Source organism: Samsonia erythrinae (genome assembly GCF_004342665.1).
GTDB classification, from domain to species: domain Bacteria; phylum Pseudomonadota; class Gammaproteobacteria; order Enterobacterales; family Enterobacteriaceae; genus Samsonia; species Samsonia erythrinae.
Genome location: NZ_SMBY01000004.1, coordinates 17,804 through 30,028 on the forward strand (window position 1 = coordinate 17,804; position 12,225 = coordinate 30,028).

Genomic DNA, 12,225 nt, shown 5'->3' on the forward strand with positions numbered 1-12,225 from the left:
TATTCGGGAGGAAACCACTGAAGTCACATCTTAATAGGGAAAAGGCGAGGAAGATCCTCGCCGAAGGTTGAGGAAAATCAGGCCTGACTGAACTGGGCCTGATGCAATCTGGCATAGGCGCCGCTTTGCGCCAGCAGTAGCTGATGGCTGCCTTGTTCAACAATGCTGCCGTTATCCACCACCACAATGCGTCCGGCATTCTGTATGGTTGCCAGCCTGTGGGCGATGACCAGCGTGGTACGTCCTGCGGAAAGCTCGCTGAGAGACTGCTGTATTGCCTGCTCTGTTGCCGTATCCAGCGCGGATGTCGCTTCATCAAGAATCAGGATCGGCGGGTTTTTCAGGAAGATGCGCGCGATAGATAAACGTTGCTTTTGCCCACCCGACAGCTTAACGCCGCGTTCACCGACGACGGTATCCAGCCCATCGGGGAGATTCTCGATCATTTCATCTAACCGTGCGCGTCGTGCCGCTTCCATAATGTCTTCATCGCTGGCATCAAGTTTGCCGTAAGCGATATTTTCCCGGATGGTGCCGCCGAACAGGAAGACATCCTGCTGCACAATGCCGATTTGGCTGCGTAGCGATGCCTGTGTCATCTGACGGATGTCTACCCCGTCAATGGTGATTTCGCCGTGGGTTAAATCGTAGAAGCGGGGAAGCAGAGAGCAAAGGGTGGTTTTCCCCGCGCCGGAGGGACCGACAAAGGCCACGGTTTCCCCTGCGCGAATCGTCAGGTTGATATGACGTAAAATCGGGCGTTCGTCTGAATAACCAAAACTGACCTGATTAAACCGGATATCGCCTTTTAACGGCCCGGCATCATGTGCATCCGGCGCATCGACAATGTCGGGAGTGGTATCGATCAGTTGGGTAAAGCGCTTAAACCCGGCAATACCTTTGGGGTAACTTTCCAACACGGAGGTAATTTTGGCGACGGGGCGGAAGAAAACTTCAATCAGCAGCAGAAAGCCGATAAAACCGCCGTAGGAGAGTTCCCCTTCAATGACATACCAGATACCCGCCAACATCACGATGAGCTGAATCAGGCGCGTGCTGAGGTAGCTGAGCGTCATGCTGGCCGTCATGATGCGATAGGCTTGCAATTTAGTACGACGATAGTTTTCGTTATCGTTGGCGAACAGTTTCTTCTCGTGTGATTCATTCGCGAAGGCTTTCACCACACGGATCCCACCCACGCTCTCTTCGATACGTGCGTTAAAGTTCCCCACCTGCCCGAATAGCTGACGCCAGGTTTCTGTCATGCGTGCACCATAGCGGCTGACAAGATACGTCATGAAAGGCACGATAATAATCGTCAGAAGCGCCAGATTCAGGTGGACCGTGGCCATGAGGATGAATGCGCCGATGAACGTCATGATGGCGAGGAAAAGATCTTCCGGGCCGTGGTGAGCGATTTCGCCCACTTCTTCCAAATCTTTAGTGACGTGGGTGATGATATGCCCGGTCTTCATGTTGTCATAATAACGGAACGGCAGCTTTTGCAGGTGTTCGAAAGCCTGTCGCCGCATGTCGGTTTCGATACTGACACCCAGCGCATGTCCCCAATAGTTGACGATGGCCATCAACGCGGTATTGAGCAGGTACACTGCTAAGAGCGCAACCGATGCCAGCAGAATCAGCGACCAGTCCTGAGCGGGCAGTAGCTTGTCGATGAAGGCTTTAATTGCCATCGGGAATCCCAGTTCCAGCAAACCCGCGAGGACAGCGCAGCCAAAATCGAGAACGAATAACCCTTTGTAAGGAGAATAATAGGAGAAAAAGCGCTTTAACATGTATGACGATTTTTTAGTTAAAGAAATGTGAACGAGACTATAGCAGGTTATCGTGTGGAATGTGACCGTCATCGGCGTCAGGATATAATTCATTGACTGATGAGGCTAAACGCGGGAGAGCAACATTGGCAATTCGCCCGTTGAGGTCGCAGAGAATATCCGCAGAGCAGAGGGCCGCGCGTGATAGAGAGACGACAGCGAGACACCGGACGGCGCGTCCGATGTCCGATGCGGTTTACCGCGGCAAATTACTGCCAGAAATCATCAAAAACGGTAATCGGCGGACGACGTTTGTGCTCCGTTTTTCGATACCAGTTTTCGATAATGGCCGCATCCTTCGCGTCGATCGACTTGCCTTCCAGATAGTCGTCGATTTTTTCATAGCTGACGCCCAGCGCGACCTCATCAGGCAGGGATGGACGATCTTCTTCCAGATCGGCGGTGGGGGCTTTCGTATACAGATGAGAAGGGCAGCCAAGTTCGCGCAGTAGCGCTTTACCCTGACGCTTGTTCAAGCGGAAAATCGGGTTGATATCGGTACCGCCATCGCCGTATTTGGTGAAAAATCCCGTTACGGCTTCTGCCGCATGATCGGTGCCGACGACAAGACCGGCGTTCATTCCCGCAATGCTGTACTGCGCTTTCATGCGTTCTCTGGCTTTTTCATTGCCTTTAACAAAATCAGAAAGCGTTATGCCAATCGCGCGCAGGGTCGCTTCGCTCGCATCGACAGCGGGTTTAATGTTGACGGTTAAGACCCGATCGGGTTGGATGAAGGCGATCGCATCCTGACAGTCGGCTTCATCTGCCTGAACGCCGTAAGGCAGGCGAACGGCGATAAACTGGTAACGCGAATTACCCGTCTCGTTGCGTAATTCCGTGATAGCCATCTGGCAGAGTTTACCCGTCAGGGTTGAATCCTGACCGCCGCTGATGCCCAGAACCAACGATGTTACGAATGGATGTGCAGTCAGATAACGCTTTAAAAAATCAACGCTAATGCGGATTTCCTGTGCTGGATCAATATGACTTTTCACCCCCAGCGCCGTGATAATGTCGTGTTGTAATGACATGCCACCCCCCTCCTGAACTTATTGATACTGCGAAATTTATTTCGATGATCAGAGTGTAAAACGAATTGTCGTGAAGAAAAAGCACAAGCGGGCAGACAGTCATTTTTCCTATGGATAAACGGTGTCACACTACCTGACAGGATGTTACATCCCGGCATTATGATTTGAAAAAGTGGTCTTTGGCGACTAGCCTTAAAGTGACCGATAAATGGATGAGGTACTGAAATGAAGAATAACAAATTACTCTTGTGTATGGCGGTAACAAGTGCCGTTTTGCTGGCGGGGTGTTCGGCTTACAACAAGGCCGAAAGTTATGTCAATGAGCCCGTGGTCAAAGATGTGAAGGTGGGAATGACGAAGCAGCAGGTTCATCAGATAGCGGGCGGCGGAACGGAAAGACCGCTGGTGAATGCGAAAGGCACCTGTAGCGATTATCTGCTGAAGAACCGTGATGGTACTGCCCAGAACTATTTCGTGAGCTACAACGAGACGGGTCATGTGCTGAACAAAGGCTTCCAGAGCTGCCAGGCGTATGATACCAATCCGCAACGCTAAATCGATCGCGTCTGCAAGTACCACGATTTAAACACATCAATCAAAAAAACGCCGACGGCTTGCGCTGTCGGCGTTTTCGATGTTAGAGCCAATAAGCTTAGCGCTGCGTCAGCTCGGCCTCTTCCTGCGCGTTGAAAATCGTTTTATCCGTTTGCTTCATCAACTGGCTGGTGACGGTACCTGCTGTCATGGAGCCGCTGACATTCAGCGCGGTCCGTCCCATGTCGATCAAGGGTTCGATTGAAATCAACAACGCGACAAGCGTCACCGGCAGGCCCATCGCGGGCAACACGATGAGGGCGGCAAACGTCGCGCCACCGCCAACACCCGCCACGCCCGCAGAGCTGATGGTGACAATGCCCACCAGCGTTGCGATCCACACCGGATCAAGCGGGTTAATACCCACCGTCGGCGCGACCATGACGGCCAGCATCGCCGGGTACAAGCCTGCACAGCCGTTCTGACCGATGGTGGTCCCAAAAGAGGCCGCAAAGCTGGCAATGGATTCAGGTACGCCAATGCGGCGCGTCTGGGCTTCAATACTGAGCGGAATGGTTGCCGCGCTGGAGCGGCTGGTAAACGCGAAGGTCAGAACCGGCCAGACTTTACGGAAGAAACGCGCCGGGTTGATGCCGGTAAAGGACAAGAACAGCGCATGGACGCCGAACATGATCGCCAGCCCTAGATAGGAGGCGACGACAAAACTCCCCAGCTTGAGAATGTCTTGCAGGTTAGAGCTGGCGACCATTTTAGTCATTAGCGCCATGACGCCGTAAGGGGTCAGTTTCATGACCAGACGCACGAGCTTCATCACCCAGGATTGCAGGGTATCAATGGCGGTTAATACACGTTCGCCTTTCGCCGCATCCTCTTTCAGCAGTTGCAGCGCCGCAACGCCGAGGAACGCGGCAAAAACGACGACGCTGATGATGGAGGTCGGGTTCGCGCCGGTCAGTTCCGCAAAGGGGTTTTTGGGAATGAATGACAGAATAAGCTGCGGAACGTTAAGATCGGCGACTTTGCCTGCATAGTTGCTTTCAATCGCCGTTAACCGTGCCGTTTCCTGAGCGCCCTGTACCAGACCGGAGGCCGTCAGCCCAAACAGGTTGGTGACAAAAACGCCGACCAGTGCGGAAATCAACGTAGTAATCAACAGGGTTGAGAGCGTCAATACGCTGATTTTCCCTAATGACGAGGCGTTATGCAGTTTAGCCACGGAATTGAGGATGGAGACAAAGACCAGCGGCATCACGATCATCTGCAAGAGTTGAACATAGCCGTTGCCCACGATGTTAAACCACGCGATAGACTGTTTAACTACCGGGTTGTCGCCGCCATAAAGCAGGTGCAACGCCAGACCAAACAACACCCCAATGACCAAACCCAGCAAAACTTTTTTTGCCAGACTCCAGGATCGATTACGACTGGCGTAGCCTAAGCCCAGTAGTAATACGACAAATAGCAGAATATTTATGAGTAGTGGAAAGCTCATCCAGCTTTTCTCCCTATCAGTAACTCGCTTGATGACTTTAGCGATAAAAAATGACAAACGTGCACAGGATAGCAGGTCTTTTGCCATCATGTTACAGAGATATGTCTGGCGGTGATCATGCGGCTATTTCACATACTGAAAAATGTAGGTTTGTGCGGATTGCAGGAGGTTAAAGGACTGTTCGTAGGTACAACATGCCCAATTCTTTTGCGGCTGGTAAAGCGAAAAAACGATGCAGGCGAGGCAAAAGAAACGCTCTAACTGATTATTTTTCTGGCTGTTTAAGAGCGGCAAACGAAAACGCCAGCGGCAGGGCCAAAGCAGCGGTACGCCCGCCGGCGTCAGCATATCAGCAAGAATGTGGCTTAAATAGCTGACGATCATGGCGTGGTAGACGTCGGTAGGGAGAAGCCAGTCTGGCGGCAGGCGCGTTTGGATAAAAAAAATGCCGGCGGCAATGGCGAGAAGACTGTGAGTAAATCCCCGATGCCCGAAGAGCCGGGCAATCGGCGTGGAAAGCCACTTCAGCCGCTGCCCAAGGGCGGATTTCGGGTGATCGATGTCGGGCAGCAGCGCGGTAAGGAGTGCGCCCGGAATAATATGCCACCAGTCACCTGTCGCCAGTGCTGGCGATAGTTCTACTTTTTTAGCCAGAATCACGCAGGCAACAGAAAACAGGAGGTGTCCTTCCGCAGTCATGAACTCTCTCAAAAAAACTGTTATTTTATACAGTATAAGAGATTGTCCTGGTCCGCGAAAGCAGTGACAACGTAACGATTTATTACACTTGTCGTTATGGCACCTTATGCTGCGCGTTTTCCGGTTGTTCACTGGTGTCAGGCAAAGCGCGTAGCCAGCTGTCGAGCAGTTGAGGCCAGGCGGCGGCAGGCAGCCCTTTCGTTCCGCGCAGGCCGAAGCCGTGTTTCCCTTTCTCAAAAAGATGCATCTCGACCGGAATCTGTTTTTCGCGCAGGGCATTGAACATGACGAGGCTGTTATCCACTGAAACGGAAGGATCGTCAACCGCGTGTACCAGAAACGTTGGTGGCGTCTGGCTGGTGACTTGTTTTTCAAGAGAGTAACGGGTCGTCTGGGTTTCTGTCGGTGCTGCGCCGATTAACTGTTGACGCGAGCCCGCGTGTGCAAGCGCGGGTTGCATGGAAATCACAGGGTACATCAGCACCATGAAGTCGGGGCGGGCGCTAACGTTATCGATCGCATCTGTGGTGGGATAAACGGACTGCGCGAAGCGGGTCCCGAGGCTGGCTGCAACATGCCCTCCGGCAGAAAAGCCCATAATTCCGATACGCTGCGGGTTGATGTGCCATTTGTCGGCATGGGCTCTCAGCGTTCTTATCGCACGTTGGGCATCGGCCAGCGGCGCATCGGCTCCTTCCTGATGGCCTTCGCCGGGCATGCGATAGGTCATGACGAAAAGGGTATAGCCGCGTTGATTAAAGAAAGGGGCTAAATCACTTCCTTCTTTATCCAGCACTACGCGTTGGTAGGCGCCGCCCGGCATGACGAGCAATGCCGTGCCATTAGGGTTTTCGGCCTGATAGACGGTCATTTCCGGGCGGCGAATACCGGTTGCGGCCCGATCGGGAAGCGATGGGTCTTTACTGCGCTCGACCACTTGCGGCTGAGTCTTTGAAGAAGACGCGCCGGGCGCTTCACCGTTTGGCCAAATTGGGAAAACAGGCTGTGCGTAACAGAATCCGTTTACAGATGCCATAAGGGCCCCGACAAGCAGAGAACGAACAATCATGATAGTTCACCTGACGCAAGAAATAAGAGGAGATCGAGATAAAATAGCAAAAAATAGGGTAGTCATTACATCGGAGAAAAAATAACTACCCTGAACCGCGAAATTTTATAAAACATTCATACACGAAGAGGGTAAATCAGACACAGCAGTTTTTACAGCTAAGGCACAGGCATTCAACAATATGACTGACTTCTTGAACGAATATTGACATCATGTTCAGGGATGTTAATGATAAAATCAAAAAAATATCAATTAGCAATAACATCCCTATGCTTATTAATGACGTGTTATTAAATAATCACTAATTATTAGAAATTATATTGTACGCCGACACGGAAACGGGTCTGGCGGTGATCGCTTGTTCCGTCCTGAGAGACGTTACCAATCGCGGTATACGGTCTCCAGTTTTTATCCCAACGATACGACAGTTTCACGTCGTGGGTGTAATCATAATTGTCGTTATCATACAGCAGACGGCCTGCTTGCGTTGCTTTTTTATATTCAAGTTCGTAGTCGATTTGGAAATCTTTCAGGAATTTATAACTGACGACGCCCGTAATTTGGTAACCGGTTTCTTTGGTATTTGGGTTACTCGTACCCACGCGGTTATTATAGCGCTGGTAATAAGGACGATAACGAAGCGAGAAGGATAAATCGTCAGTGACGTTGGCGCGTCCACGTAAGTAAGGACGATAGTTATTGCCGTTAGAGTTTGAATCTAAAGAAAAACCGGGTTCAACCTGGAAGGTCTTGTTGATTTTATAAACGTAGCTGGCAACGACTTCTGTCCCATTACTAACGGTTTCATGGTAAGGCTTATTCGGCGTGGTATCATTACCTGACTGGCGCCATTTTCCTTCGAGCGAAAGCCCAAATCCATTAGCAAAACGGTGAGAAAGTAATAAACGGTCGCGGTGATCGTTTTTCGGGGTATCTTTCATTTCATGGCGATAATCAATAGTCACAGCCATTGCATTCACACTAATTATTGATGTGGCTGCCAGAGCAATTAATTTGAGCTTCATTGTTATATTCCCTATTGGTTAGGATGTCGCTTAATAAAAACACGCATTATGTTTTTTGGGACAAGTTCTATTTTATTTATAATTAGTTTGCGTTCTGTGATCGGGATCGTCTTGGGTAACAAAAAGTAAAATGTAGTTTCAAATTGTGAATCAGATCGGTTTAAATATCTCCATTGTTTTAATTTAAATGAAAAACCCTGCCGTGAAACGGCAGGGGGAATATATAAATTATCGATAATATGTTATCTCATTGCACGCTTTAAAATACGCTCTGATTGACGTTGGAAATATTTTGCGGCGTCTTCAACCGATTTTTGACCATAGTCGATAGACTGGATAGTATCTGAAAACAGGGAGACAATTTGTGGATCGTCGAAATAAGGTGAAACGGTAACCTCATGCGGCAGAGATAAAGCCAATTTCAACCCGGACACGGCTGGCGCATCATCTTTGATGATACCGTCGGCCGTCAACTGCGCCACCGCGGCTTTACTCAAGGGTACGCCGCGCTCCAGACCCAGAGCCTGAACGCCTTCTTTGCTGTTCAGCAGGAAGTTAATCAACAGCGCCGATTCTTTAGGATGCTTGGTGGATTTACCGATAGACAGCATCTGCGCGGGTTTGAAGAACAAGCCGGCATCTTTCGCGTCTGGCAGCATAGGATAGCTGCCCAGTTCCAGTTTAGCCGGGGGTTGCAGGTTGTCGGAATATTTGGTGATGGTGGAGTTCCACATGTATGTACCAGACCACTCGCCATTGATCCACGGCTTCATCTCATACATGTTGGTCTTACCAAAGGAAGCATAGTATTTCGCATCAGGCATGACATGATTGTCGATCAGCTTCTTATACATGCCGAAGAATTCAACCCATTGCGCGTCGCTGTAAGAAAACTTCTGACTTTTGACGTCGATGGCCGGAATATTGTATTTCTGCACCATGTAGGAGTTCAGCAACGCCAGAGAATCCTGGTGTTCCAGCACGACAGGGTAGTACTGGTTACCGAGTTTTTCTTTGAACACCTTGCCGGCATTCATCAGTTCGTCCCAGGTTTTCGGATATTCCAGCCCCGCTTTTTTCCAGCTTTCAGTGTTGAAATAGAACACACGCGCGGTAACGGAAATCGGGATCCCGTTCAGCTTGCCATTGACGGTGGTATTTAGCAGTTCTTTCGGATCGAACTGCGACAGATCCAGTGAGTCTTTGACTTTGTTAAGGTCGTAAAAACCGTCGCCGTTCTTAGAGAAAATCGGCAGCCAGTTCCAGTTGGTCTGCATCACATCCGGCTCGGTATTCCCGGCGATCTGGGTGGTGAGACGAGACAGGTGGCCATCCCAGCCGGTGTATTCCGCTTTCACCTTGATCTCTGGATACTGCTTCTGAAATTCTTCAATCGCCTTAAGCGTCTGCTGGTGGCGGCTATTGCCGCCCCACCAGGACATTCTTAACTCAACTTGGTCGGCAGCAAAAGACGGCGCAGCCAGCAATGCCAGAGATGAAGCTATTAACGTGTGTAGGATCGCTTTTTTCATCGGTTACTACTCCTGTTAAAGAGAGATATTTTTTTCTGTTTTTGCATCAAAGATATGGCATTTTTCCATATCGAACTGGAAATATACCGGACGATGCAGTCCCTTCTCGATAATCAGCCGGGCTTCATCAGAAGGAACGCGGCTGGTTAATTCAAAGCCATCAACTTTAATGTACATAAAGAATTCATGGCCCATGTTTTCTACGCGTACCAGCTCGCCCTGAGAGTGGTTGTCATCAAACGGCGTATCTGACACGGCGACATATTCCGGACGGACGCCGAAGAAAACGTCCTGCCCAACAAAGCTGCGAACTTTCTCCTGCTTTTCCGCGTTCAATAGCAGCGCGTTGTTACCGACAACCACGCCGACCTGACCGTCCTTTTCAACCAGTTTGCAGGGTTTGATATTCATTTCCGGTGAACCAATGAAACCGGCGACGAACATGTTGACCGGGTAGTGGTACAGATTATCCGGCGTATCAACCTGCATGATATGACCCAGCTTCATCACGCAGATGCGGTCGCCCATGGTCATGGCTTCAGTCTGGTCGTGGGTGACATATACGCTTGTTGCCGCTTTGCCGCTTTTCTTCAACTGTTTGTGCAGGTCGGAAATACGGATACGCATCGAGGCACGCAGCTTGGCATCCAGGTTTGACAACGGTTCGTCGAACAGGAAGACGTCTGGTTTTTTCACGATGGCTCGACCCACGGCGACACGCTGCGCCTGACCGCCGGATAGCTGACGAGGCAGACGATCCAGCAAGTCTTCCAGCTCCAGAATTTTGGCGGCTTCGGCGACCTGCGCTTCAATTTCGGCCTTGGGCATTTTGCTCAGCTTCAGGCCAAACGCCAGGTTCTCTTTTACCGTCATGTGAGGGTAGAGCGCATAGTTCTGGAACACCATCGCAATTCCGCGCTCTTTCGGCGCCAGATTGTTAACGACGCGCTCGCCGATACGGACTTCACCGCCGCTGATGGTTTCCAGACCGGCCAGCATACGCAGCGTGGTGGATTTCGCACAGCCAGAGGGGCCGACGATCACCATAAATTCGCCGTCTTTAATAGTCAGATCGATGCCGTGAACGGCTTTGAAACCGTTGGAATAGACTTTTTCCAGTTTGTTGAAAATTACTTCAGCCATGATAAATCCTCTATTAACCTTTAATTCCGCTGCTGGTCACGCCTTGTACGAAGTAACGCTGTGCCAGGAAGAAAACAATAATGGACGGCAGAATGGAGATGCTGGACATGGCCAGAATTTCATTCCACGGCGCGCCTTCGGTAACGTCGATAGACATTTTCAGTGCCAACGCAATCGGGTATTTATCCACGCTGTAGACGTAAATCAGCGGGCCGATAAAGTCGTTCATTGACCACATGAATTGGAACAGCGCAACAGAGATGATGGCGGGTTTCAGAATCGGTACGACCACATACCACAGCACCTGAAAGGAGTTGCAGCCATCGATCTGCGCGGCTTCTTCCATATCCCGCGGTACGCCGCGTAAGAACTGGATCAGCATGAACACAAAGAACCCTTGCGTAGCGAATGCCAGCGGCAGATACAGCGGCAGATAGCTGTTAAGCATGCCCATCTCGCGGAACATGATGTACTGCGGGATCAGCAATACGGTGCTGGGCAACAGCATGGTGGCGATCAGCGTTGCAAACCAGAAATTCTTCCATGGAATTTCAAAACGTGCGAAACCATAAGCCACAATGACGGAGGAGATCACTGTCAAAATCACTTTCGGAATCACATATTTGAAGGTGTTAATCATATAGTGGCCGAAGTTGTACTCCGTACCGGTTTTCCAACCGTTAATAAACCCGTCCCAGGTGGCGTGAGCCGGCCACAACCCCAGCGTGGTGAAAATCTCGTGGTTCGGTTTAAACGACGCGGAAAACATCCACGCCAGTGGGTAAAGCATCAGCAAACCGACGAACAGCAGTATCACGTAGCGGATAGCGGCGCTGATCTTTTCTTTACGCAGCGTGCGGCGCACTTCTGCGGCGGCAACTTCCTGGGCTGCGGTCAAATTTGAATGCATGTCAGCCATTTTTTCCTCCTTTATCAGCGGAGTAGAACACCCAGTATTTAGACGACTTAAAGGAGATAGACGCGAATACCGCAACAACCAGGAACAGAACCCATGCCAGCGCAGCACCGTAGCCCATATCGAAATACTTGAACGCCGTATCGTAGATATAAAGAGAGAACAGATAGGTGTAATGGGTTGGGCCGCCGCCAGTGATGACGTAAGGCGCCGTAAATTCCTGGAATGCCTGAGTGGTCTGCATGATAAAGTTAAAGAAAATCACCGGCGTAATCAGCGGTACCGTGACTTTCAGGAACATTTGCCATTTGGAGGCGCCGTCGATCATGGCCGCTTCATATTGTGATTGCGGAACGTTCTGCAAAGCCGCCAGGAAGATCACCATGGCGGAACCGAACTGCCATACGCGCAGCAGGGTCACCGACATCAGCGCGAGCGAAGGTTCGCCCAGCCAGTTGATGGCATCAAAGCCGAATACGCCAAGGAAGCTGTTCAACAGGCCATCAATGGCGAACAGCGCGCGCCACAGTACGGCGATTGCCACGCTGCTGCCCAGAATAGAAGGCACATAATAAGCGGTACGGAAAAAGCCAATACCGCGTAATTTAAAATTCAGCACGAATGCAATTAACAGAGCAAATATCAATTTTAATGGAATAGTCAGAAATACATAGGCAAAGGTAACGCCCATTGATTTCCAGAAAAGATCATCTTCCAGGAACATACGGTGATAATTATCCAGCCCCGTAAACTCAGGAGGATTCATTAAATCATACTCAGTAAAACTGAGAAAAAATGAGGAAACAAAGGGGAAAGCGGTAAAGACTATCAACCCTATAAGATAGGGAGAGATATAGGCTAACCCCAGCATTCTGTTTTCATTCATAATGCTTACCTATTTAGTAAATGTGAACCATTAAAAATA

11 protein-coding genes are annotated in these 12,225 nt (G+C 50.2%); 1 reads left to right on the forward strand and 10 read right to left on the reverse strand.

Annotated elements, in window-relative coordinates:
* Nucleotides 1-77: 77 nt before the first annotated feature.
* Together EDC54_RS08565 and nadE are read right to left on the reverse strand one after the other, a co-directional pair.
* Nucleotides 78-1,796: an ABC transporter ATP-binding protein gene (locus EDC54_RS08565; RefSeq protein WP_132455191.1), complete on the reverse strand. Its 1,719-nt coding sequence runs from the start codon at nt 1,794-1,796 to the stop codon at nt 78-80.
* A gap of 248 nt (nt 1,797-2,044) precedes the next feature.
* On the reverse strand, nt 2,045-2,869 hold the full coding sequence (gene nadE, locus EDC54_RS08570) for an ammonia-dependent NAD(+) synthetase (protein WP_132455193.1): 825 nt from the start codon (nt 2,867-2,869) through the stop codon (nt 2,045-2,047).
* 225 nt (nt 2,870-3,094) lie between these two features.
* On the opposite strand from nadE, the gene osmE reads away from it, so the two are divergent.
* Nucleotides 3,095-3,424: an osmotically-inducible lipoprotein OsmE gene (gene osmE, locus EDC54_RS08575; RefSeq protein ID WP_132455195.1), complete on the forward strand. Its 330-nt coding sequence runs from the start codon at nt 3,095-3,097 to the stop codon at nt 3,422-3,424.
* Between the two features lie 97 nt (nt 3,425-3,521).
* Here osmE and EDC54_RS08580 read toward each other — a convergent pair whose 3' ends face one another.
* The 8 genes from EDC54_RS08580 to EDC54_RS08615 all read right to left on the reverse strand — a co-directional run bounded on the left by EDC54_RS08580 (nt 3,522) and on the right by EDC54_RS08615 (nt 12,186).
* The gene (locus EDC54_RS08580) at nt 3,522-4,916 is read right to left on the reverse strand and encodes an L-cystine transporter (RefSeq protein ID WP_132455197.1); all 1,395 of its coding nucleotides are present in this window, start codon (nt 4,914-4,916) and stop codon (nt 3,522-3,524) included.
* Nucleotides 4,917-5,039: 123 nt separating this feature from the next.
* Nucleotides 5,040-5,615, reverse strand: a complete 576-nt coding sequence (locus EDC54_RS08585; protein ID WP_132455199.1) for a metal-dependent hydrolase — start codon at nt 5,613-5,615, stop codon at nt 5,040-5,042.
* 94 nt (nt 5,616-5,709) lie between these two features.
* On the reverse strand, nt 5,710-6,684 hold the full coding sequence (paeX, locus tag EDC54_RS08590) for a pectin acetylesterase PaeX (RefSeq protein ID WP_132455201.1): 975 nt from the start codon (nt 6,682-6,684) through the stop codon (nt 5,710-5,712).
* A gap of 308 nt (nt 6,685-6,992) precedes the next feature.
* Nucleotides 6,993-7,709 (reverse strand): oligogalacturonate-specific porin KdgM family protein, encoded by a 717-nt coding sequence (locus tag EDC54_RS08595; RefSeq protein ID WP_132455203.1) that lies wholly within the window; start codon nt 7,707-7,709, stop codon nt 6,993-6,995.
* A gap of 242 nt (nt 7,710-7,951) precedes the next feature.
* Complete coding sequence (locus EDC54_RS08600; protein ID WP_132455205.1) at nt 7,952-9,241, reverse strand: ABC transporter substrate-binding protein; 1,290 nt, start codon at nt 9,239-9,241, stop codon at nt 7,952-7,954.
* Between the two features lie 15 nt (nt 9,242-9,256).
* On the reverse strand, nt 9,257-10,384 hold the full coding sequence (locus tag EDC54_RS08605) for an ABC transporter ATP-binding protein (RefSeq protein ID WP_132455207.1): 1,128 nt from the start codon (nt 10,382-10,384) through the stop codon (nt 9,257-9,259).
* 13 nt (nt 10,385-10,397) lie between these two features.
* Complete coding sequence (locus EDC54_RS08610; RefSeq protein ID WP_132455208.1) at nt 10,398-11,303, reverse strand: carbohydrate ABC transporter permease; 906 nt, start codon at nt 11,301-11,303, stop codon at nt 10,398-10,400.
* Complete coding sequence (locus EDC54_RS08615; RefSeq protein ID WP_132455210.1) at nt 11,296-12,186, reverse strand: carbohydrate ABC transporter permease; 891 nt, start codon at nt 12,184-12,186, stop codon at nt 11,296-11,298. Before EDC54_RS08615 ends, EDC54_RS08610 begins: the two co-directional genes overlap by 8 nt.
* Between the last annotated feature and the right edge of the window lie 39 nt (nt 12,187-12,225).